This is a genomic window from Streptomyces sp. 17_S59, assembly GCF_056930295.1.
This window is the reverse complement of record NZ_JBXOWD010000001.1, coordinates 2,325,000-2,348,468: the sequence shown is the minus strand read 5'-3', so window position 1 is coordinate 2,348,468 and position 23,469 is coordinate 2,325,000. Positions and strand designations below refer to the sequence as shown.

Sequence of the window (23,469 nt, the reverse complement as noted above, 5' to 3'; positions counted from 1 at the left end):
CGCTGCTGCGGATCGGTCCCGGCAAGGTGGACGTCCTTCTTCGTGAACTTGTCCGGGTCACTGCGTCCACCCTGTCCGCGGCCCACAAACCGCTCAAGTCAGCCTGCAACAAGCTGCCATGGGGCGGGTTGGGGGCACGTTCCGGCATTCCTCCTCGCCGACCCGGGGCGAGGGGTGGGGTGGATCCGCTCCTCAGCGGCAGTCCGCGGTCAGTGGCTGCCTGTCCGGCAGGATCCAGCCGCGGGCGGCCAGCAACCGCGAGAGGTCGGGGGCGGAATTCCGTTCCACGAGCAGCTCCACCAGGCCGCGCGACTGGGCCGGCGCGTGCTCGATGCGGATGTCCTCGATATTGACACCGGTATCGCCTACAGCGGCGAACAGCCGTGCCAGCTCGCCGGGTTGGTCGGAGATCGTCACGGGGACCGGCGCCAGGTCCGCCGGTGGCACACCCGGCTTGTGCGCCACGCGTGCGTGGCCTCGGTTGCCGCGTCCGAGCAGTTCGTCCAGGGCGGCTCCACCCTGCTTGCGCTCTGCAGGATCCGCACTGCCCAGAGTGCGCAGTGCGGTGATGGCGTCCTGCAGGTCGGCGGCGAAGGCGTCGAGGACGTCGGCCACGGCCTCGGCGTTGGCGTCGAGGATGTCCCTCCAGAGCCCCGGGTCCCCCGCCGCGATGCGGGTGACGTCGCGCAGCCCCTGTCCGGAGACGCGGACGCTTTCGTCCGGCGCGTGTTCCAGACGAGCCGCCATCAGCGAGGAGACCAGATGCGGAGCGTGCGAGGTGAGTGCGACGGCATGGTCGTGCGAAACCGTGTCCATGACGACCGGCACCCCCTCGCACAAGGACACCAGTTCCAGAGCGCGATTGAGCGCGGACTGCTCGGTACGGGCCGACGGGGTGAGCACCCACAGGCGGTCCGTGAAGAGGTCGGGACGGCCGGCCAGCGGGCCCGAACGCTCGCCCCCGGCGAGCGGGTGCCCGCCGATATAGCTGGACGGATCCGCTCCGGCGGCCTGGATCTCGTGGTGGGGCCGTGCCTTGACGCTGGCCACATCCGTGTAGGCGCGGGCCAGTCCGCGGCGCTGGGAGTCGGCGAGGACCCTGCCCACATGTGCGGGCGGCACGGCGAGCACGGCGAGGTCCACCGGCCCGTCCGGCGCCCGCAGCGAGCCGGCGCCCATGGCTTCGGCCGTTCTGGCGGCGGTCGGGTCCGCGTCGTCCAGGTGCACGGTCACACCGCGCCGGGTCAGGGCGAGCGCGACGGACGTACCGATCAGACCGGTCCCGATGACCGCCGCCGTCCTCATCGGTCCCGGCCCCCCGACCGGGGCGCACCGGTCGGGTCGCTGCTGCGCGACTCGGCCTCGGACCGCGTCTCCGCCTCGATGAAGCCGGCCAGCCTGGCGATGCCCTCCTCGATCTGCCGGTGGGAGAGGTAGCTGATCGAGAGCCGCAGAGTGTGCTCGCCTCCGCCATCGGGATAGAAGTAGGACATGGGCGTCCAGATGACCCCGTGCTCCTGGGCGGAGCGCAGCAGGGCGGCGTTGTCGGCGGCGAACGGAACGCGGACGGTGAGGAAGAACCCGCCGCTCGGCTCGTTCCACCCCACGCCCAGCTCGTGACGGCGGGCTTCGGGGAAGTGCCGTTCGAGCTGTTCCAGCGTCACCCGCAGGATGTCGCCGTAGTGTGCGGCGGGACCGGAGTTGAGCCGGGAGATGTGCCCGTCCGAGGCCAGCAGCATGCCGGCGACCGCGGCCTGGCTCAGCGGCGGCGTGTTGACGGTCACCATGCTCTTGATCTTCGCCAGTTCGTCCGCGAGCAGGCTGACGGCTCCCGAGGAGTCGCGGACCTCCTGGTCGGCGACGGCGAAGCCGATGCGGGCGCCCGGGAAGACGGTCTTGGAGTACGACCCGAGGTGCACGACGCGCCGCTCGCGGTCCAGCGACTTCAGCGTGGGGAGCTGCCGGCCGGGGCTGACCAGCCGGTACGGGCTGTCCTCGAGAATGATCAGGTCATGGCGCGCCGCCAGGTCCAGAAGGTCCGTGCGGGCCTGCCGGGACATGGTGTTCCCGGACGGGTTGGAGTGGTCCGGGACGACGTAGAAGGCGCGGGGGCGCCGTCCCCGTTCCCGTTCGGCCAGGATGGCGGCCTCGAGGTCGGCGCAGGAGATGCCGCCGTCCCGCTCCTCGACGGCCCGCACCGGGATGTCGAGCAGCCGCGCGGCTCCGGTGATGCCCACGTAGCAGGGGCTGGCCGCCAGCAGGACGTCCCGTGGACCGGAGAACAGGGCGCGCAGCGCGAGGAGCATGGCTTCCTGGCAGCCGACGGTGACCACGATCGACTCGGGCGGTACGTCGATGCCCTCGTCCTTGCGCAGTGAGTCCGCGATCAGTTCGCGGATGTGGCCCGCCGTGGGGCCGTACTGGTAGACCGTCGTGCGGATGGCGTCGGCGGAAGCGCCCTGCTCGGCCAAGTGGTCCAGGTAGCGGCGGATGTGCGTGAAGATCTCTTCGGTTTCGAAGAACCCCTCGTAGGGGCGGCCGGGGGCGAAGGAGATCGCTTCCGGGTAGTGCCCGGTGATCTCGTTGAGGAAGTTCATGGTGTCCAGCACCGGGTCGGACACGCTGCCGTGCAGTTCCTCCTTGCGGAGCCCGGCAGCGGCCGTCGGGGCCGGTACGGGTGCCACCGGCCGGCTGTGGCGGGCGGCCGTCGGCACCGGCTGCTCCAGCAGGCGGGAATCGGCGTCGGCCGGTGACCCCGTGCCCGTCAGCACCAATGCGTCCGCCAGCTCGTCGACCACCGTGCCGAGCACGTGGGCGACGCCCTGCTGCCCCGCGACGGCCAGGCCGTGGAGCACCGGTCGACCGAGGAGCACGGCATCGGCGCCCAGGGCGAGGGCCGCCAGGACGTCCGTACCGCGGCGTACTCCTCCGTCGAGGAGGACGGGGCACTCGCCGCCCACTGCGGCGGCGACCTCGGGCAGGGCTGCGAGAGTGCTGCGCCCCCCGTCCAGCTGCCGTCCTCCGTGGTTGGAGACGATGACGCCGTCCACGCCGGTCTCGACCGCCCGCGCGGCGTCCTCCGCGGTCATGATGCCCTTGAGCAGCAGCGGAAGCCGGCTGACGGAACGGATCCAGGACACCACGGACCAGTCGAGGGACGGGTCCAGTTCGGTGCGGCCGTGGTCCATGGGCGACGAGTAGCCGACCTCGGAGGAAGGCAGGTTGGCCGGCTCGATCCCCTCGGGCAGGCGGAAGCCGTTGCGCAGGTCGCGCAGGCGCCGGCCGAGCCGTGGTGTGTCCACGGTGAGCACCAGGGCCTCGAAGCCCGCCTTTTCCGCCCGCTCGATGAGCTGTTGTGTCGTCGAACGGTCACGGAAGCAGTAGACCTGGAGCCACAGGGGAGCGGTCGCGACCGCGGACAGCTCCTCGAAGGACTGTCCCGCGAATGTACTGACGACGACGGGGAGGCCCGCCGAGCCGGCTGCCCGCACCGTGGCGGACTCGCCCTCGGAGTGAACGAGCGTGTGATAGGCCATGGGAGCCACGGCCAGGGGGGCCGACCAGCGGCGTCCGAGAAGGGTGGTGGAGGTGTCGGCCTCGCCCACACCGGACAGCACGCGGGTGCGCAGCCGCACGTCGTCGAAGGACCGGGAGTTCGCGGCCAGCGTCCGCTCGTCGCCCGCACCGCCTTCGATGAAGTCCCAGTGAGCGGGTTCCATGCGCGCCTGCGCCAGTGCCGCGTAGTCGTCGAGGGTCAGCGCCTGCTTCGCCGTGATCCGGCTGCCGGTGGTGGTCACGAGTTGGCCGCCCGGGCACGCTCCACGGCCTCATACAGGGCGCGGATGTTGGCGCTGCCGAAGCCCTGGGCGCCGCGGCGCTGGATGAGCTCGAAGAACAGCGTACGGCGCTCGAAGGGGGACCGGGTGAACAGCTGGAGCAGGTGTCCCCACTCGTCCAGGTCCGCGAGCACGTTGGCCTTGCGCAGCTCGGCGATCTGGGAGGAAAGGCCCGGTATGCGCTGGGCGAGGGCGTCGTAGTACGTGCTGGGCGTCTGCAGGAACTCGATGCCCCGGTGCTCGAACTCCAGCACCGACGGCACGATCTCGTCGACGAGGAAGGCCAGGTGCTGCACGCCCGCGCCGCCGTTGCGCGACAGGAACTCGTCGATCTGGCCCGGCTTCTTCGTGGTGTCCGGCTCGATGATGGTGAAGGTGATCCCGTCCGAGGGGCTGCGGACGACGATCGAGTCCATCGCCTGTTCCCCCACGGCAACGTACTCGCTGTAGTACTGGTTGAAGCCGAAGCCGTCGATGTAGAAGCGGACGACGTCGTGGAGCGTGCCGGCCTCGAGGCACACCGCGATGTGGTCGAGCTTGCGGAGGGCGGGGGTGGCGTCGCCGACGCTCACGGGCGTCTCGGACACGGTCCACGAACGGTCGCCGGGGAGCTTCCGGGCGCTGCCGGCCGGGCGCTGGACGAGAGTGTGGCGGACCCCGCCGAACCCCGACACGGCCGGAGCCTCCGGGGCGCCGGAGTCCAGGAGCCGGGCCCCGGCCGCAACCGCACTGTCCCTGACCGCCGCGGCGTCGTCGCAGGCGAAGGCGATGTCCGCGACCCCCTCGCCGTGCGCGGCGAGGAAGTCCTCGGTGGCCGGCCCCGAGGTGACCATGAGCCGTACGCCGTCCTGCTGCAGAAGCACCGAGTCCTTGGCGCCGCCCTCGTCCGCCGTACGGGCCGCCTCGGCGAACCCGAACGACGACACGAAGTAGTCCACCGTGGTCTTCTTGTCGCCGGTATAAATCTCTATGTATTCGACGTCGTGCGCGGTCATGATGCTCCCTGTCCAGCGTTTTGGGTGGCCGATTGAATTCAACCCGGCCAGCAGTCCGTAATGCACCGGATCCACTGTTGTTGGCCGCTTGCTGACATCTCGTCGAGAGGCTGACGTCTGCCCAGGGGCGCATTTCTGAGGCGGTCTTGGTATGCCGAAGAATTCGTGGTGCGGTATCGGGGATCGGCGCCCGACGACCGGTGGGCGGGCAGGGCTAGCGGCATCCTCGTCACCATGGGGGAGGACGGGCATTCGCCTCAAGTCGCCCTGCAACAACCTGCCATTGAGGCGTGCGGCGAGGCGAGCGGCTGCTGGCAGCTTGCTGCAGTCCGGATTGCCGAGGAAATCCGGGCGACCGCAGGATGGTACAGGCCGGGCTCCGGCCGACCCGTAGACCACGTACTTTTCGTCGGAAAAGGATGACATTGACGATGGCGACCAATCCCTTTGATGACGACATCGAGGTCGGCGCGGAATGCGCTTTGATATGCCTGCCGTTCGCCGGCGGCGGTGCCGGGTTCTACCGGGCGTGGAAGGACCTGCCGGAGGGGAGCCCGGTCGTCGTTCCGGTCCAGCTGCCGGGGCGGGAGGAACTCTTCATCGACGAGCCGTTCCGCGACGCGGTGCAGGCCGGTGAGCAGCTCGCTGCGAAGGTCGCCGAACTGGCCCGTGGCTACCGTCGGTTCGCGCTGTTCGGGCACAGCCTCGGCGCCGTGCTCGCCTACGAGATCGCCCGGAACCTCGACGAGTCGGACGGGCCCCGTCCCGGCCATCTGTTCGTCAGCGGCTCCCCCGGCCCGTGGAGCGGCCGCGACGAGCGGGCCACCGGCCTCGACGACACCGAGTTCCTCGCCCAGGTCGAGGCGTTCGCCGGGTACAAGCACGAGGCGCTGGAAGACCCGGACATGCGCGAGCTGCTCCTTCCGCTCCTGCGCGCCGATGTCGAGATGCACGAGAACTACAAGCCCGTCTCCGACCGCCCGCTGCGGGTTCCCGTCACCTCGCTGCGCGGCAGCGACGACGAGCTGGTCTCCCGTGCGGAGGCCGAGCAGTGGCGCGCGGCGACCGCGGCGGGCTTCGAGCTGCTGGAGATCCCGGGCGAGCACATGTACCTGGCCGACGACCCGCGGCCGGTGCTGGAAGCCGTCATCCGGACGCTGGGCTGAGAGCGGGGCGTCAGATGCTGCTGAGCGGAAAGACGGCCATCATCACCGGCGCGGCACGCGGCCTCGGGCGCGCCTGCGCCACGCGCTTCGCCCGCGAGGGCGCCGACCTGGTCCTGCTGGACATCGGGCAGGACCTCGACGGCGTGCCCTATCCGCTGGGCTCGGCCGGTCAGCTCGAACACACCGCCGACCTCTGCCGCAAGCACGGCGTCAGCGTCGTCACGGCGATCGCCGACGTCCGGAGCCGCGACGAGTGCGAGGCGGCGGTCGCCCGGGCGCTCGACCGCTTCGGCTCGGTCCAGGTGCTCGTCAACGGTGCAGGGATCGCGGCCCCTTCGGGCAAGGCGGTCCACGAGGTCACCGAGGACGAGTGGGACCTGATGATCGACACCGATCTCTCGGGGGCCTGGCGCATGACCAAGGCCGTCGTCCCTTCGATGGTCGCCCGGAACGAGGGCAGCGTCATCAACGTCGCCTCGACCGCCGGGCTCGTCGGCTACCGGAACTTCGCCGGTTACGTGGCGGCCAAGCACGGCCTGATCGGCCTCACCAAGGCGGCGGCGCTGGACTACGCCCCGCACCGGGTGCGGGTCAACGCGCTGTGCCCCGGGTCCGTCCGGGACGACCTGCTGGTCGAGGGGCGCATGCTCGCCGAGATCGCCCGGTCCCTCGAGGTGTCGGTCGAGGAGCACGAGCAGATCTTCGTCCAGGCGCAGCCGACGAACGCGCTCATCGAGCCCGACGACATCGCGGGCGCGGCCGTGTGGCTGGCAGGGGACGACTCCCGCCAGGTGACCGGCACCACCCTCACGGTCGACGGCGGCTTCACCGCTCGCTGAGCGGCACCCACCCCGTCCCGTCCTTCCCGCTATCGATCACCTTCGCTCTGCAGGAGTCAGCAAATGGCGACAGCTGTCCGCTACCGCGTGGCCGTCCCAGTCGGCCCGGGCCGACTGCCGGCAGCCCAGGCCAGGTCCTGCCACAGCCTGACCGTCAGGGTCGGCGGGCCGGTCAACGAGAGGACGCCGGACGGCCTCCACCTCTGGCGCGAGCCCGTGCCGGCCGAATCCGACGCGCCGGACGCCCGTGCGCGACTGCGGACGGAGGCGGAGAGGCCGCTGTCGCCTTCCGGCCCGCCGGTCCGCGCCGTGCTGCTGGAGTACACCGACGGGCAGGCCGATCTGGTGCTGGTGGCCCGCCGCGCCGCCGTGGGCGAGCAGGGGCTGCGGGAGCTGGCCGCCTTCCTGCTGGAGGGAACCGGGCCCGAGCCGCGGTTCACCGCTGCCGCGCGCCCGGCGGTCACCGGTGCGCGCCCCGTGGCGGAGTGGGGCCTCGGTGCCCTTTCCCGGGCCGGCCGGACCGGAACGGTGCCGGTGGAACTCAAGGAGACGGAGCCGTCCGACGCAACGCTCGTCGCGGCCGTGGGACTCGTGCTCGCGCGGTACACCGCGGGGGAGGACACCGCCGTGGCGGTGTTCGGCGCGGAGAGCACCGACGACCGGGTTCTCGTCCGGTCCGTGCCCCTGGACGAGCAGCAGGCGGTCGACCCGTACCTGGCGGCCTGGGAGGGGCAGGACGGCGACGAGGCCGCGAACCCCGGGCCCGTGCCGTCCGTGGGCGTCCTCCTCGGCGACCACCGGCCGGGCACCGACTACCTGCCGTTCCTCGCGCCCGCCCTCCCCGTGGTCGTTTACTGGCGCCGGGCCGCGGACGGCTCCGTGACCGGGACGCTCGCCTACGACGAGGGCGAGGTCGCACCGGAGATCGCCCGCAACTTCGCCGCACATGTCGCCCACACCGCCGACCAGTTCACGGCCGGAGCGAGCGGCACGCTCGCGGGCGTCGACCTCATGACCCGCGCCGAGGCCCTGGCCGTCGTCGACCGCGGGGTCAGCCGATCCGTCGCCGATGCCCGCACCACGGACCGCACCATCCACGGCCTGTTCGCGGACGTTGCCCGCAGGCAGCCGGACGCCACCGCCGTCGTGGACGGCGACACCAGGCTCAGCTATGCCCGGCTCGACGAGCGCGCGGACCGGCTGGCGAGGGGGCTGCGGGCGCTCGGAGCCCGGCCCGGGGACCTGATCGGCGTGGCCCTGGACCGCACGGCGGAACTCGTCACGACCCTCCTGGGCGTACTGAAGGCCGGCTGCGTCTACGTGCCCATGGACCTCAAGTACCCCGAGGAGCGGCTGCGCTACACGGTGGACAACGCGGGGATGGGCATCGTCCTCGCCGCCGATTCCTTCCCGCGCATCGACGGCGTGCGGGTGGTGGCCCCCGCGGAGCTGGCCGGACTCGCGGAGCAGCAGCCGGACGGCCCGGTCCCGGCGCCCGAGGACGGTGCGTCCGCCGCGTACGTCATCTACACCTCGGGTTCCACCGGCCGCCCCAAGGGCGTGGTGGTCCCGCACCGCAACGTCGCCGCACTGATCGCCGGCACGCGCGAGGACTTCTCGCTGGGCAACGGCGACGTGTGGACGTTCTTCCACTCCGGCGCCTTCGACTTCTCCGTCTGGGAGATCTGGGGCTGCCTGCTCACCGGCGGCGAACTCGTGGTCGTGCCCTACTGGGTGACGCGTGACACCGACCTCTTCTACGACCTGCTCGTCGAGCGGAAGGTGACCGTCCTCAACCAGACCCCGTCGGCGTTCGCCCAGCTCATCGAGGCCGACAGCCGGATGAACGGCGAACTCTCGCTGCGGCTCGTCGTCTTCGGCGGCGAACCGCTGGACGTCGGGATGCTGACGCCGTGGTTCGCACGCCACTCCCATACCCGCTGCCGGCTGTCCAACATGTTCGGCATCACCGAGACCACCGTGCACGTCACCGAGCAGACGGTGACGCCCGCGGACGTCGTCGCCCGGACCCGCTCCGTCGGCCGCGCCATGCCGGGCTGGTCCCTGTCGGTCCGCGACCCGCAGGGCCGGATCCTGCCGCCGGGAGCGCCGGGCGAGATCTACGTCGGAGGCGCCGGAGTCGCCCTGGGCTACCTGAACCAGCCCGAGCTGACCGCTCAGCGCTTCATCGACGACCCCTACGGGCACGGCCGCGTCTACCGCAGCGGCGACCGCGGCCGGCTGCGCCCCGACGGCCGCCTCGACCACCTGGGCAGGCTGGACAGCCAGGTCAAGGTGCGGGGACACCGCATCGAGCTGGACGAGATCCGCAACGTGCTGCTGAGCCACCCGGCGGTGACCGGCGCGGCCGTCGTGCTCCGGTACGAGACGCCGGGGGATGCCGCGACGGCCCGGATCGACGCATACGTCGTGATCAACGGCACCGGAGTCCCCACCACGGACGTGCTCGCCCACGCCGGTGGCGTGCTGCCGGACTACATGATGCCGTCGACCGTCACGGCGGTGGAGTCCATCCCGCTGACCATCAACGGCAAGGTGGACACCGCGGCACTGCCGGAGCCGGCGAGCCGGGAGACGGCCTCCGCTCCCGCGCCCGCACCGGCGGGGCAGCCGGACGCGGGCCATTCCGACCCGGTCGCGGCCGAGATCCTCGCCCTGTGGAGCCAGGTGCTCAACACCGAGGTGGGCATGGGTGACAACTTCTTCGAACTCGGCGGCAACTCCCTGCTGGTGATCCGGCTCCTGCGGGAGATGCGGGACCGCGGACTGCCCCGGGTCTCCACCCAGGACTTCTACCGCAACTCCGTGGCGGCGCAGTTCATTCAGGTTGTCAGCGGCGCGAAGAGCTGAACACCGGCCCGGCACGCATCGCCGGAACGACCGCATTGGCACGCCGGGGCGACGACCCGGGACATCGACTCCGCTGGAGGTAACTAGTCGTGTCCGAACTCAAGGACAGCTCACTGCCGTTGACCGCCGCCCAGGCAGGCGTCTGGTACTCACAGCAGCTGAACCCGCAGAACACGATCTTCCATCTGGGTGAGTACCTGGACATCGAAGGTCCCGTGGACGTGGAGCTGCTCGAGCAGGCCCTGCACCGGGTGGTCGACGAAGCGGATACGCTGCGCGTCCGCTTCGACCAGGTCGACGGCGAGCCCGTCCAGCGGGTGGTGCCCGCAGCGGACTTCGACTGGTCGCCGGAGCACCTGGACTTCAGCGCCGAGGCCGATCCCCGGGCGGCCGCCCGCGCCTGGATGGCCGGGCAGCTGGAGCAGCCGGTCGACCCGCTGCGCGATCGGCTGTTCCTCTTCGCCCTGCTCAAGGTCGCCGAGGACCGCCACTTCTGGTTCTACCGCTACCACCACCTGCTGGCGGACGGCTACACCGTCGTACTGATCGCCCAGCGCGTCCCGCAGATCTACACGGCGCTGGCAGCCGGACAGCCCGTCGGCGAGAACCCCTTCGGCCCCCTGCGCGAGCTGCTCGACGAGCACGCGGCCTACCGGGAGTCCGAGCGGTGCGCGACGGACCGCCGGTACTGGACGGACCACATGGCGGGCGCCCCGGAGCCCGCCGGCCTGGCCGGGCGGCCGGACGCGGCGGTCCAGCGCCTCATCCACCGCACGACGCACACGGACGAGCAGGACACCGCCGCCCTGCGGGACCTGGGCCGTGCCGCGGGCGTCTCCTGGCCGCCGGTGCTGTTCGCGGCGGTCGCGGCCTACCTGCAGCGGCTGACCGGCGAGCGGGAGGTGGTCCTGGGCCTGCCGGTCTCCAACCGGCTGGGCCGCATCCCCCTCAGGACGCCCTCCATGGTCTCCAACGTCCTGCCCCTGCGGATCGCCTTCGGCCCCGGCACGACGGTCGCGGACCTCATGGCCCAGGTGTCGGCTGAACTGCGCGGCGCCACAAGGCACCAGCGCTACCCGTACGAGGACATCCGCCAGGACCTCGGCATGCTCGCCGACGAGCGCAGACTGGTCGGCCCGCACGTCAACCTGATGCTCTTCGACCACAAGCTCTCGTTCGGCGAGCACCCCTCCCGCCCGCACACGCTGGCCACCGGGCCGACCGACGACCTGTCCTTCCTCATCTACGACCGGACCACCGCGGCAGGTCTGCAGATCGACTGCGACGCCAACGCCGACCTCTACGACGAGGACGACCTCGCCGCCTACCAGGACGGGTTCGCGGAATTCCTCCGGGAACTCGCGGCAGCGGGCCCGGACCGGGCCGTCGAGGACCTCGCCGTCGCCCGGCCGGCGCGGGACGCCCGGGCCCGGGCCGTCGCCGCCCTCGACAGCGCCGCTGCCGCCGCGGAGACTCCGGCGGAGGAGCCGACCGCCCCGGCCGGCGAAGCCCGTGCGCGCACGGTGCAGGAGGACGTCCTCTGCGGCGTCGCGGCCGAGATCCTCGACGTCGACCGGGTCGGCGTCGACGACAACTTCTTCCTGCTGGGCGGGCGGTCCCTGCAGATCACCAAGCTGGTCAGCCGGATTCGCGCGATCTTCAAGGCCGAGCTGTCGCTGCGCCGCGTCTTCGAGAACCCGACCGTGGCCGGCCTGGCCGAGCAGCTGAGCAGCGCCCACGGCGCCAGGCAGCCGCTGAAGCCCGCCGACCGCCCGGAGCGCATCCCCCTCTCCCCGGCCCAGAACCGGCTGTGGTTCCTCAACACCCTCGGCAGCCAGGACGCGGTCTACAACGAGGCCGTCTCCATCCGCCTGCACGGCCGCCCGGACACCGCCGCCCTCCACGCGGCCCTCAACGACGTCGTGTCCCGGCACGAGAGCCTGCGCACGGTGTACCCCGAGTTCGGCGGGGAGGCGGTCCAGCTGGTCCTCAGCCCCTCGGCCGCGGCCGTCGCGCTGCCGGTGCTGACGGTCACCGCCGGCACCCTGGAGGCCGAACTCACCGGCTTCGCCCGCCGGGGCTTCGACCTGGGCACCGAGATCCCGGTGCGGGCCCGGCTGCTCACCCTGTCGGCGGACGAGCACGTCCTGCAGCTTGTGGTGCACCACATCGCATGCGACGGCTGGTCGGTCACCCCGTTCACCCGCGACCTGTCGGCCGCGTACGCCGCGCGCTGCGCGGGCGAGGCGCCCGAGTGGGAGCCGCTGCCGGTGCAGTACGCCGACTACGTGCTGTGGCAGCGCGACCTTCTGGGCGACGCCGACGCCGTGGACAGCGAGCTGGCCCGGCAGTTGCGCTACTGGCGGGAGGCGCTCGACGGCCTCCCCGAGGAGATCCCCCTGCCCACCGACCGCCAGCGGCCCGCGGTGGCGACGTACGAGGGCGGACGGGTCCCCTTCCGGCTGTCCCCCGGGGCGCACGAGAAGCTCCGGGCCCTCGCGGTCGAGAGCCGCGCCAGCATGTTCATGCTGGCGCAGGCCGGTGTGGCGGCCCTGCTCACCCGCTACGGCGCCGGCACGGACGTTCCGCTCGGCTCGCTGATCGCGGGCCGTACGGATGCGGCGCTGGACGACCTGGTCGGCTTTTTCGTCAACACCCTGGTGCTGCGCACGGACACCTCCGGCGACCCGACGTTCCGGGAGCTGCTGGGCCGGGTCCGGGAGACCGACCTGGCGGCCTACGCCCACCAGGACCTGGCCTTCGAACGCCTCGTGGAGGCCCTCAACCCCGTCCGCTCCCTGGCCCGTCACCCGCTGTTCCAGACGGCGCTCGACGTCCAGGTGGATGCCGGCGAGCAGCTCGACCTCGTGGGGATGATCGCGGAGTCGGAGCTGATGGACACCGGCAGCTCCCGGTTCGACCTGTTCTTCGGGCTGGTCGAGCACAACGCGCCGGACGGCTCCGCCGGCGGTGTCACGGGCTCCCTGCAGTTCTCCCGGGACCTGTTCGACGAGGAGTCGGCGCAGCGGCTGGCCGACGGTCTGGCGCGGCTGCTGGAGGCGGTCGCGGACGATCCGGACGCGACGATCGGCGATCTGGAGCTGTTGTCGGCCGAGGAGCGGGAGCGCGTCCTCGTCACCTGGAACGACAGGCCGTACGAGGTGCCCGCGGCGACGCTGCCGGAACTGTTCGAGGCCCGGGCCGCGGAGACGCCCGACGCCGAGGCCGTGGTCTGCGGCGACGCCCGTCTGTCGTACGCGGAGCTGAACGAGCGGGCGAACCGCCTGGCACGGCTGCTGCTCACCCGCGGCATCGGCCCGGAAAGCTATGTGGGAGTGGTCCTCTCCCGGTCCGTGGACCTGCCGGTCGCCCTGCTCGCGGTGGCCAAGACGGGTGCGGCCTACGTCCCGGTCGACCCGGGATACCCCGCCGACCGCATCGCGTACATCTTCGAGAACACCCGGCCCGTCTGCGTGCTCGCCGACGCCGGCACGGTGTCGGTGCTGCCCGGGGACGCGACGTCCGCGGTGGTCGTCGACGACCCGGCCACGCGGGAGGCGGTCGCGGCCCTGCCCGGTGCGGACCTGACGGACGCGGACCGGACGGCGCCCATCGCGCCGGCCCACCCGGTGTACGTCATCTACACCTCGGGGTCGACCGGCCGCCCCAAGGGCGTGGTGATCGAGCAGCGGTCGCTCAACCTGTACCTGGCGTGGACCCGCCACGCCTTCCCGGCCGTCTCCGGCCGTGCCCTGGTCCACTCTCCCGTCTCCTTCGACCTGACCGTCACCGGCCTGCTGGGCACCCTCACCGCGGGGGGCTGCGTCCACCTGACGGAGCTGGACGAGGACAGCGCCCGGCAGCTCGTCGAGCGGCCCGCCTTCGTCAAGGCCACCCCCGCCCACCTCGGCCTGCTCATGGCGCTGCCGGATCGGTTCTCCCCCTCCGGGCAGCTCGTGCTGGGCGGCGAGGCACTGCTGGGCGAGGTCCTGGACGAGTGGCGGCGACGCCACCCCGGCGTGACCGTCATCAACGAGTACGGCCCCACCGAGGCCACCGTCGGCTGCGCCGAGTACCGCATCGAACCCGGCGACAGCAGCCCCGCGGGCGCCGTCTCCATGGGGCGCCCCATCTGGAACACCGCGCTGTACGTCCTGGACGCCCGGCTCCGCCCCGTCCCGGTGGGCGTCCCGGGCGAGCTGTACATCGGCGGCGACCTCCTGGCCCGTGGCTATCTGGGCCGGCCCGGCCTGACCGCCGAGCGGTTCGTCGCCTGCCCCTTCGGGGGCGCGGGCGCGCGCATGTACCGCACCGGAGACATCGTCAAGCGGCGCGCCGACGGGCAGCTGGACTTCATCGGCCGCGTCGACGACCAGGTGAAGGTGCGGGGCTTCCGGATCGAGCTGGGCGAGATCGAGGCCGCCGCGGCCGCGCACCCGGCGGTGGGCCAGGTCCTGGCCGTGGTCCGCGAGGACCGGCCGGGCGACAAGCGGATCGTGGCCTATGTGATCCCCGCCGAGGACGGCGGCGGCCTGGACACCGCCGGGCTGCAGGAGCACCTCGCGGGCGCTCTGCCGGGATATATGGTGCCGTCCGCGTTCGTGGCGCTGGACTCCTTCCCGCTCACACCCAACGGCAAGGTGGACCGCAAGGCCCTGCCCGCACCCGACTACGGCGCCCGGATCACCGGCCGGGCCCCTCGCGACGCCCGCGAAGAGGCCCTGTGCGCGCTCTTCGCCGACATCCTCGGCCTCGACCGCGTCGGCATCGACGACGGCTTCTTCGACCTCGGCGGCCACTCCCTCCTGGCCACCCGCCTCGTCAGCCGCATCCGCACCGCCTTCGGAGCGGAAATCGGGGTGCGCGCGGTCTTCGAGGCCCCCACCGTCGCCGGCCTGGCCCTGCGGCTCGCCGACGCGGCGAGCGCCCGCCGGGCACTGACCGCCGTGGACCGACCGGAACACGTCCCGCTGTCACCGGCCCAGCAGCGGCTGTGGTTCATCAACCGGCTCGAGGAATCGGGCGGCAACTACAACACCGGCCTGTCGCTCCGCCTGTCCGGCAAGGTGAACGCCGAGGCGCTCGAGGCGGCGCTGGGCGATGTGGTGAGCCGCCACGAGAGCCTGCGCACCGTCTTCCCCGACATCGACGGGCAGCCCCGTCAGCGGATCCTCGCCCCCGAGCAGGCGGCTCCGGAGCTGACGGTGACCTGGGTCGCCGAGGCCGGCCTGGACGCGGCACTCTCGCGGGCCGCGTCCGCCGATTACGACCTCGCGGTCGAACCGCCCCTGCGCGCCGGGCTGTTCGTGCTGAGCCCCACCGATGCGGTGCTCCTGCTCGTGGTGCACCACATCGCCAGCGACGGCTGGTCGATGGCTCCGCTGTCCCGTGACCTGTCCACCGCCTACGCGGCCCGCTGCGCCGGTGCGGCGCCCGAGTGGGAGCCGCTGCCGGTCCAGTACGCCGACTACACCCTCTGGCAGCGCGAGGTGCTCGGCGACGAGGGCGACCCGGACAGCGCCATGACCCGGCAGCTGAACCACTGGCGCTCGGCGCTGGCCGACCTGCCCGAGGAGCTGGCTCTCCCCACCGACCGGCCGCGGCCCGCGAAGATGAGCTATCGCGGTGAGACCGTGCCGGTTCGCTTCGACTCCGGCCTGCACCGCTCCCTCGCCGCGCTGGCCCAGGAGTCGGGCGGCACGGTCTTCATGGCCGTGCAGGCCGCCGTCGCGGCCCTGCTGGGCAAGCTGGGGGCGGGTGAGGACATCCCGATCGGCAGCGCGATCGCCGGCCGCACCGACGAAGCCCTCGACGACCTCGTCGGCTTCTTCGTCAACACCCTGGTCCTGCGCACCGACGTCTCCGGGCAGCCGACCTTCCGTGAGCTTCTCGAGCGCGTCAAGGAGACCGACCTCGCGGCCTTCGCCAACCAGGACGTCCCCTTCGAACGCCTCGTGGACGACCTCAACCCCGTCCGCTCCCTGGCTCGCCACCCCCTGTTCCAGGTCATGCTGTCGATGCAGAACACCCCGGCCGCCCGGCTGGAGCTGGGGTCCGTCTCGGCCTCACCCCTGCCGGTGGACATCGACACCGCCAAGTTCGACCTGTCGTTCCAGCTCGGTGAGCAGTTCTCCGCCGAGGGGGAGCCCGCCGGCATCGAGGGCGGCATCGAATACGCCGTCGACCTCTTCGACCGGGCCACGGTCGAGCGCATGGCCGAGCGGCTGGAGCGGCTGCTGACCGCCGTGTGCGCAGATCCGGATCGCGTGGTCGGATCCGTGGACGTGCTGGCACCGGGTGAGCGCGACCGCATTCTGACGGAGTGGAACCCGGCGGAGTACCGGGCGTCGCCCGAGGGGCTGCCGGCGCTGTTCGAGGCCCGGGCGGCACGCACGCCGGACACGGTTGCGGTGGTGTCCGAGCAGGGCGAACTCACCTACGCGGAGCTGAATGCGAGGGCCAACCGACTGGCGCGGCGGCTGATCGCGCAGGGTGTGGGCCCGGAGCAGCTGGTCGCCCTGGCCCTGCCGCGCTCCGAGCACGCGATCGTCGCGCTGCTGGGCGTGCTGAAGGCCGGTGCCGGGTACCTCCCGGTGGACCCGGACTACCCGGCCGACCGGATCGCGTACATGCTCCAGGACGCCCGGCCGCGTCTGCTGCTGACCACGGCGGAGAACGTCGCCGCCCTGGAGCCGCTGCTCGCGGACGACCAGCGGATGCTGGTGTGGGGCGAGCCCCGGCTGGAGCGCGAGCTGACCGAGTCGGCGGGCGCCGACCTCTCCGACGCCGAGCGCGGCGGTGCCCTGACGCCCGACTCCGCCGCGTATGTGATGTACACCTCCGGGTCGACCGGCCGACCGAAGGGCGTGCTGGTCACCCATGGCGCCGTCGTCGCGCTGGCCGGGGACAGCCGTTACGCCACGGGACACGAGGCGGTGCTGGTGCACTCGCCGCAGGCATTCGACGCGTCCACCTACGAGGTGTGGGCGCCGCTGCTCGCGGGCGGCCGGGTCGTGGTCGCACCGCCGGGCGACCTCTCTCCGGCACGGCTGCGTGACGTCATCGGCCGCCACCGGGTCACTGCGGTGTGGCTGACCGCGGCACTGTTCCACCTGTTCGCCGAGGAGGACCCGGGCTGCCTGGGCGGCCTGAGCGAGGTGTGGACCGGCGGCGACGTGGTCCAGGCCGATGCGGTCCGCAGGGTCCGCGAGGCGTGCCCGGGACTGGTCGTGGTGGACGGCTACGGCCCCACCGAGACCACCACTTTCGCGGCCTCCTACCGCGTCGAGCGGAATGCGGAGGTGCCCAGGTCGCTGCCGATCGGCCGTCCGCTGGACTCCATGCGGGTCCGTCTCCTCGACAGCGCCCTGCGGCTGGTGCCGGCGGGCGTACCGGGCGAGCTGTACATCGCGGGCACCGGCCTGGCCCGGGGATACCTGGGCCGTTCCGGACCGACGGCCGAGCGCTTCGTCGCCGACCCCTACGGCGCACCCGGGGAGCGGATGTACCGCACCGGCGACGTGGCCCGCTGGACCGAGGACGGGCAGATCCAGTTCATCGGCCGGGCGGACAGCCAGGTCAAGATCCGCGGCTTCCGCATCGAGCCCGGCGAGATCGAGGCGGCGCTCGCCGGACACGAGGCCGTCGCGGCCGGCACGGTCGTCGTGCGTGAGGACCAGCCGGGAGTCAAGCGTCTGGTGGCCTACGTCGTGCCTCTCGGCGCCACCGTGGACACGGACGCGCTGCGTGATCACCTGGCGGGCATGCTGCCGGAGTACATGGTCCCGGCCGCTTTCGTCACCCTGGACGCGCTGCCGCTGACGGCGAACGGCAAGGTGGACCGCAAGACCCTGCCCGCTCCCGACTTCGCAGCCCTGGTCGGCGGTCGGGACGCCCGCAACGCACGTGAGGAAACCCTGTGTTCGCTCTTCGCCGAGCTGCTGGGCCTGGACCGCGTCGGCATCGACGACAACTTCTTCGAGCTGGGCGGCGACAGCATCATCTCGATCCAGCTGGTCAGCCGGGCCCACCGGGCCGGTCTCCTGCTCAGGACGAGGGACATCTTCGACCACCAGACCCCGGCCGCGCTCGCGGAGGTGGCCGGGGCGGTCGGCGGAGCGGTGGAGGAGTCGCCGGAAGCGGGCATCGGCCCCGTTCCGCTGACCCCGGTCATGCACTGGCTGCGTGAACTGGGCGGCCCGGTCGACGGCTTCAACCAGGCCATGCTGGTGCAGACACCCGCGGGATGCGTGGGCGACGCCCTGTCGGCGGCGCTGCAGAACCTGCTGGACCGGCACGACGTCCTGCGGGCGCGGCTGATCCGGCCGGGCGACGGCGACTGGGAACTCGAGGTGCAGCAGCCGGGCAGCGTCCCGGTGGCGGAGGTCTTCCGCCGGATGGATGCGGCCGGTGCCGACATCGCCCGGGAGGTCCGGGCCGCCCAGCGGCGGCTGGACCCCGGCGCGGGTGTGATGCTCCAGGCCGTGTGGTTCGACGCCGGGGCCGAGGCCCCGGGGCAACTGCTGCTGGTGGCCCATCACCTGGTCGTGGACGGCATCTCGTGGCGAATCCTGCTCCCGGAGCTTCCCGAGCTGTACCGGGCGGCGGCCGAGGGACGTGACGCGGAGCCGTACTCCGTCGGCACCTCCTTCCGGAGCTGGGCGGAGTTCCTGGTGAAGGAGGCCCGGGAGCCCCGGCGGATCGCCGAACTCCCCCTGTGGGCCGGTGCCCTGGGAACCCCCGAGCCCACGCTGGGCGCCCGTGCCCTGGATCCTGCGAGGGACCACTCCGCGGCGTCGAGCAGGCTCACGCTCACGCTCTCCGCCGAGGACACCGAGCCGCTGCTGACCCGGCTGCCGGCCATCTATCACGCGGGCATCAACGACGTTCTGCTCACGGCCTTCGCGCTCGCGGTCGTCGACTGGAAGCGCGACCGGGCCGCGGGTTCGTCCGTACTGCTCGACCTCGAAGGGCACGGGCGTGAGGAGATTGCGGACGGGGTCGACATCTCGCGCACGGTCGGCTGGTTCACCAGCATCTACCCGGTGCGGCTGGACCCGCAGATCCACGACTCCGAGTGGTCCGAGGTCCGGGCCGGCGGCCCCGCGCTGGGCCGGGCGCTGAAGGAGGTCAAGGAGCAGCTGCGGGCGATTCAGGACAACGGCCTGGGCTACGGCCTGCTCCGGTACCTGAACGAGGACACCGCCGCCACGCTCGCCGCCCTCCCGGCGCCGCAGATCAGCTTCAACTACCTGGGCCGCATCGACATGACCGACGGCACCCGCGCCGAGCCGGTCGCGGACTGGGCCGTACGCTCCGACGTCGACCTCGGGGACGGGCGCGACCCGGAGATGCCGCTCGGCCATGCGCTGGAGCTGAACGCGGTCACCCAGGACCAGCCCGACGGCCCGCGTCTGATGGCCACGTGGACCTGGCCGCAGGAGCTGTTCCGGGAGGACGAGGTCCGGACGCTCGCCGAGGGGTGGTTCACGGCGCTCCGCGCCCTGGTCGCCCATTCCGAGGCGCCCGAAGCCGGCGGTTTCACTCCGTCCGACGTCCCCCTGGTGAATCTGAGCCAGAACGACCTCGACCTGCTGCAGGAGGAGTGGGGGTTCTGAGCCGGATCCGGCCCTGAGCGGAAGCCGGGCCGGTGGCGGAGTGCCACCGGCCCGGCTCTTTCGTTGCCGCGTCACGACGGTCCGGGCAGCGAAAAGTTCCCTGCCGACGGCCTGGCACCGTCGGCAGGGAACTACGGGGGGTTCGCCGATCAGTCGTTCATGGCTTTCCTGGGCCGCAGAGCTGCGACACGGGCCACGGAGAGGGAGGTGCGCCGGTAGTAGGACCAGCAGGCCACCATCAGGCCGATGCTCCAGATCAGGAACTGCGGGATCCCGTAGTAGATGATCCATCCGTCGAAGATGTCCTCGGACGGATCGGTCTCCACGACGAAGGACGCGTAGGCCGCCCAGAGCGTGTAGAGGAACAGGAACACGGACAGGAAGCCCGCCAGCCCGATGACGGGCCATCGGGGCACGCGCTTGCCCGCCAGCAGGGGCACCCATCTCGGGAAGACGATGCCCCAGGGGCGGATCAGGCTCAGCGCGAAGATCGCGGCGAGCAGGGCCAGCCCGCTGAGGATGAGCAGATAGGTTCCGCCACCGCCGTCGTACCACTCCTGGAACTTGTCCTCACGCGTCCAGATCGTCGATCCGAGTCCCCAGGCGAGATGCATGGGGATGAACCCGATCGACGCGGAGAGGCAGGCGGCGTACCCGGCTGCCGCCTCCCGTCGCGTGGGGGGAGGGCATGCGATGACATCGGACATGGCGGGGGATTCCTTACGCTGTGTCAGCTCCGCTTCTCTTCCACTGTCCCAGCGTTCGGTCGGCGGAACGTCGATCAAGTGGATGAAAGCGGGAGTTGGGGCGTCGTTCGCTGGTATTAGAGGGCGCTAGCCCGTGCGGGGGAAGGAGCCGACGGGTCTTCGCCGGTGGCGGCCGCGCGCTGTCGCGGCCTGGCCAGCAGTCGCACCAACGGTTTTTCCACAGTGATGGTGAGCAGCCAGGCGAGGGCGATGCTGACGACCAGGTCGAGCGCACCGACGCCGATGGCGAACGGAACCGAGTAGAGGCGGGTCTCCCCGAATGTGTTCAGGAAGAAGTTCATCACCGGCCAGTGGATGAGGATGAAGGCATAGGAGATGTCCCCCAGCCATTGGACCGGCCGACTGGCGAGAGGGGTCCTCCGGCCCTCGAGGTCCGCTGCGGCGAGGGACGAGACGAACAGGGCCAACGGAATGATCATCGTGGCCACCAGTCGGTACTCCCTGGGAGCTGCCAGAGAAGCGCAATAGGCGACGACCAGCAGGCCGGTGAGCGGCAGGGGACGGATGCCGATCCAGCGGCCGGTCCGCACGATACGGGCCATCACGATGCCGAGGGTGAAGTCCAGCAGCCGTGTCGCAGGCAGCAGATCGATGATCCAGAAGGCGTCGATGGAAGAGGCGGGCGCCATGGGCGCCATGCGGGGATCGGCGGCGACCACGGCCCGCACCACGACCGGTATCGCCACCACCACTGCCACGATCGCACCGGCGCACCACCACAGATACCGCGGTGCGATGCGCGCGATGCCCCGGTTGAGCAGGGGGAACAGCAAGTAGAAGAAGACGAGGCAGGTGAGGGACCAACTCGGGGCGTTGACGCTGCCGAAGACGTCCGGGTCGGACGACCACGCCTGCACCATCAGGAAGTTCATGATCCCGGACTTGACGGTGACGGTGGAGCTTGCGAACACCACGATCGCGATGGCGTAGGTCAGCCAGTGCAGCGGGACGAGCTTGACGAGCCTGCGGCGCCAGAAGAGCACCGGGGAGTCGTTTTCGCGTGAGGCCCAACTGAGAATGAAACCACTCAGGAGAAAGAAGAAGGACAAACCGACCTTGCCGATGCCTCCTAAGTAGTCGTGGTACTTCTCGGCTGCCTCCGGGTCGGCGAAGGGGATGATGAGGGAGAGGTGCGCCAGGAAAACCATGAGCAGCGCCGGGAATCTGATCCCGGTGAGAGACGGCATCCGAGGTCTGGACTGCCGGACCGGTACTTCACTCATTCGCTGTACCACTGCAATCTCGATATGAGGGATATCGCCTCAAGGTATCCGCGCCGAACCATCCCTACCGGTTTGCTGGCAGCAAAGTGCCAGTCCCCTGCGTCGCACGGAAAACAGAAATGGGCTTCCCCTCCGTCCGGGAACGGAGGGGAAGCCCGGGTGCCGCAGCAGGCTGCGGGCGACTACTTCTGCGATGCAGCCTTCTCATAGGCGCGAAGGGCCAGCGGAACCACGACGGCCAGCAGCGCCAGCGTCAGCACCACCGCCATGGGGATCGGGTGGCGCATGGGGAAGGCGTCGCCCGCGGAGGCCGCCGGAGCGTTCCCGAAGAGTTCCCGGCACGCCTGGACCACGGCGCTCACGGGGTTCCAGCCGGCCACGGCCTGCATCCAGCCCGGCAGCCCGTTCAGCGGGATGAAGGCGTTGGAGAGGAACGCCAGGGGCATCACGGCGATCGCCACGACGGAGTTCACCGCCTCGGCCACGCGGAGCACCAGGCCCATCAGCGCGCCCAGCCAGGCAATGGCGAGGCTCAGGAGCAGCAGCAGTCCGAAGCCGCCGAGCATCGACAGGATGCCGTTGTGCACCCGCCAGCCGATGAGCAGGCCGATGACGGACATCAGCACGAAGCTCCAGGCCACCAGGATCACGTCATTGACGGTACGGCCGATGAGCACGGCCGACCGGGAGATCGGCAGTGAACGGAAGCGGTCCATCAGGCCGTTTTCGAGGTCGCCCACGACGCCGAGCGCAGTCTGTCCCAGATTGCTGAGCACGACCTGCACGAAGATGCCGGCCATGATGTATTCCTGGTAGCTCTGGTCGCCCGGGACCTTCATTGCGCTGCCGAAGAGGTAGCCGAAGACCAGGACGAAGACCACCGGAATGAGCGTGAAGCTCAGCAGCTGTTCCGGGGTGCGCTTCAGGTGCCGTATATGACGGCCTATGAGTGCGCGGCAGTGAATGATGGTGTCGGTCATGCCGCTTCCTCTCCGTGCGGCTTCTGCCGCTCGTCGTGCGTCTGGTCCGTGTCGCCGGTCTCCTCACCGGACGTCGTCTGGCCGGTGAGGGCGAGGAAGACGTCGTCCATGGAGGCGCGGCGGATGGCGAAGTCCACCGGTTCCACCCCCGCGGTCTTGAGCTGGGCCGTGACCTCGGCGATGGTGCCCACCCCGCCGATCAGCGGGATCGAGGCGCGCCTGGCCTTCTCGTCCACGGTCGGCGATTCCGCCGAGGCCCTGGTGAGGGCGCTGACGAGGGCGGGCAGCTCCTCCGCCTTGGCGACGGACGCCTCCAGGTGCTCGCCCCCGACCTTGCGCTTGAGGTCCTCCGGAGTGCCCTCGGCGATGATCCCGCCCTTGTCGATGACCACGACGCGGTCGGCCAACTGGTCGGCCTCTTCGAGGTACTGCGTGGTCAGCAGCACGCTGACCCCGCTGTCGACCTGCTGGCGGACCATGCGCCACAGCAGCTGCCGGCTGGTCACGTCCAGGCCGGTGGTCGGCTCGTCGAGGAACAGGACCGACGGGGTCGAGACCAGGCTCGCAGCGAGGTCGAGCCGGCGCCGCATGCCACCCGAGTAGGTCTTGGCCTGACGGTCCGCGGCATGGGTCAGATCGAACTGCTCCAGCAGCTCGTCGGCACGCTCGTACGCCTTGCGGCGCCCGAGGCCGAGGAGCACGCCGATCAGCCGGAGGTTCTCCCGTCCGGTGAGTATCTCGTCGACGGCCGCGTACTGCCCGGTCAGGCCGATGCGACGGCGGATCTCCTTCACGTCCCGCGACAGGTCGTAGCCCGCCACGGTCACCTTGCCGGCGTCGGGCTGCAGCAGGGTGGCGAGGATGCGCACGGTGGTCGTCTTGCCGGCGCCGTTCGGGCCGAGGAGCCCCAGCACCTCGCCCGGCGAGACGGACAGATCGATGCCGCGCAGCACCTCGTGATCACCGTAGCTCTTGCGGAGCCCCTCCGCGGAGACCGCTGTTTCCATGTCCATTCACTCCCCAAGTGGTGACTGGTCGCGGGGGATCGGGTACTCCCGCAACCTGTCCGCCCCGCACTCCACCTCATCCAAGGGCGGCCCGTCAGGCGGCCACAAGGCGTGAGGCAGCAAGCTGTCATGCCCTGAGACATGACCTCCGGTGCGGGGCGGACCTCA

At 71.3% G+C, this 23,469-nt stretch carries 11 protein-coding genes and 1 pseudogene; 4 read left to right on the top strand and 8 right to left on the bottom strand.

Annotated elements, in window-relative coordinates:
- Window positions 1-192: 192 nt before the first annotated feature.
- The 4 genes and pseudogenes from AC1Z4A_RS10225 to hppD all read right to left on the bottom strand — a co-directional run bounded on the left by AC1Z4A_RS10225 (window position 193) and on the right by hppD (window position 4,831).
- Window positions 193-1,305 (bottom strand): prephenate dehydrogenase, encoded by a 1,113-nt coding sequence (locus AC1Z4A_RS10225; protein WP_483677573.1) that lies wholly within the window; start codon window positions 1,303-1,305, stop codon window positions 193-195.
- A complete protein-coding gene (locus AC1Z4A_RS10220; RefSeq protein WP_483683552.1) occupies window positions 1,302-2,768 on the bottom strand; it encodes an aminotransferase-like domain-containing protein in 1,467 nt (488 codons plus the stop codon). The genes AC1Z4A_RS10225 and AC1Z4A_RS10220 overlap by 4 nt, the downstream gene beginning before the upstream one ends.
- Window positions 2,769-2,780: 12 nt before the next feature.
- A pseudogene (locus tag AC1Z4A_RS10215) lies at window positions 2,781-3,719 on the bottom strand (alpha-hydroxy acid oxidase); the annotation flags it as partial.
- A gap of 74 nt (window positions 3,720-3,793) precedes the next feature.
- Window positions 3,794-4,831 carry a 4-hydroxyphenylpyruvate dioxygenase gene (gene hppD / locus AC1Z4A_RS10210; RefSeq protein ID WP_483677572.1) on the bottom strand — a complete coding sequence of 346 codons (1,038 nt, stop codon included), beginning with the start codon at window positions 4,829-4,831 and terminating at the stop codon, window positions 3,794-3,796.
- Between the two features lie 431 nt (window positions 4,832-5,262).
- Here hppD and AC1Z4A_RS10205 point away from each other — a divergent pair, with 431 nt between their 5' ends.
- The 4 genes from AC1Z4A_RS10205 (at window position 5,263) to AC1Z4A_RS10190 (ending at window position 19,324) form a co-directional block, all read left to right on the top strand.
- A complete protein-coding gene (locus AC1Z4A_RS10205; protein ID WP_483677571.1) occupies window positions 5,263-5,997 on the top strand; it encodes a thioesterase II family protein in 735 nt (244 codons plus the stop codon).
- Window positions 5,998-6,011: 14 nt separating this feature from the next.
- Window positions 6,012-6,836, top strand: a complete 825-nt coding sequence (locus tag AC1Z4A_RS10200; RefSeq protein WP_483677570.1) for an SDR family oxidoreductase — start codon at window positions 6,012-6,014, stop codon at window positions 6,834-6,836.
- Between the two features lie 63 nt (window positions 6,837-6,899).
- Window positions 6,900-9,707 (top strand): amino acid adenylation domain-containing protein, encoded by a 2,808-nt coding sequence (locus AC1Z4A_RS10195; RefSeq protein WP_483677569.1) that lies wholly within the window; start codon window positions 6,900-6,902, stop codon window positions 9,705-9,707.
- 89 nt (window positions 9,708-9,796) lie between these two features.
- Window positions 9,797-19,324, top strand: a complete 9,528-nt coding sequence (locus AC1Z4A_RS10190; RefSeq protein WP_483677568.1) for an amino acid adenylation domain-containing protein — start codon at window positions 9,797-9,799, stop codon at window positions 19,322-19,324.
- A gap of 149 nt (window positions 19,325-19,473) precedes the next feature.
- Here AC1Z4A_RS10190 and AC1Z4A_RS10185 read toward each other — a convergent pair whose 3' ends face one another.
- The 4 genes from AC1Z4A_RS10185 to AC1Z4A_RS10170 form a co-directional block, all read right to left on the bottom strand.
- Complete coding sequence (locus AC1Z4A_RS10185; protein ID WP_483677567.1) at window positions 19,474-20,031, bottom strand: hypothetical protein; 558 nt, start codon at window positions 20,029-20,031, stop codon at window positions 19,474-19,476.
- A 116-nt stretch (window positions 20,032-20,147) separates the two neighbouring features.
- A complete protein-coding gene (locus tag AC1Z4A_RS10180; protein ID WP_483677566.1) occupies window positions 20,148-21,278 on the bottom strand; it encodes an acyltransferase family protein in 1,131 nt (376 codons plus the stop codon).
- 218 nt (window positions 21,279-21,496) lie between these two features.
- On the bottom strand, window positions 21,497-22,294 hold the full coding sequence (locus AC1Z4A_RS10175) for an ABC transporter permease (RefSeq protein WP_483677565.1): 798 nt from the start codon (window positions 22,292-22,294) through the stop codon (window positions 21,497-21,499).
- The gene (locus tag AC1Z4A_RS10170) at window positions 22,291-23,301 is read right to left on the bottom strand and encodes an ATP-binding cassette domain-containing protein (RefSeq protein WP_483677564.1); all 1,011 of its coding nucleotides are present in this window, start codon (window positions 23,299-23,301) and stop codon (window positions 22,291-22,293) included. The genes AC1Z4A_RS10175 and AC1Z4A_RS10170 overlap by 4 nt, the downstream gene beginning before the upstream one ends.
- Window positions 23,302-23,469 lie beyond the last annotated feature (168 nt).

Coding starts and splice junctions, on each gene's coding strand:
- AC1Z4A_RS10175 (WP_483677565.1), bottom strand. CDS start 22,294: ATGACCGACACCATCATTCACTGCCGCGCACTCATAGGCCGTCATATA.
- AC1Z4A_RS10180 (WP_483677566.1), bottom strand. CDS start 21,278: ATGCCGTCTCTCACCGGGATCAGATTCCCGGCGCTGCTCATGGTTTTC.
- AC1Z4A_RS10185 (WP_483677567.1), bottom strand. CDS start 20,031: ATGTCCGATGTCATCGCATGCCCTCCCCCCACGCGACGGGAGGCGGCA.
- AC1Z4A_RS10170 (WP_483677564.1), bottom strand. CDS start 23,301: ATGGAAACAGCGGTCTCCGCGGAGGGGCTCCGCAAGAGCTACGGTGAT.
- AC1Z4A_RS10200 (WP_483677570.1), top strand. CDS start 6,012: ATGCTGCTGAGCGGAAAGACGGCCATCATCACCGGCGCGGCACGCGGC.
- AC1Z4A_RS10195 (WP_483677569.1), top strand. CDS start 6,900: ATGGCGACAGCTGTCCGCTACCGCGTGGCCGTCCCAGTCGGCCCGGGC.
- AC1Z4A_RS10205 (WP_483677571.1), top strand. CDS start 5,263: ATGGCGACCAATCCCTTTGATGACGACATCGAGGTCGGCGCGGAATGC.
- hppD (WP_483677572.1), bottom strand. CDS start 4,831: ATGACCGCGCACGACGTCGAATACATAGAGATTTATACCGGCGACAAG.
- AC1Z4A_RS10225 (WP_483677573.1), bottom strand. CDS start 1,305: ATGAGGACGGCGGCGGTCATCGGGACCGGTCTGATCGGTACGTCCGTC.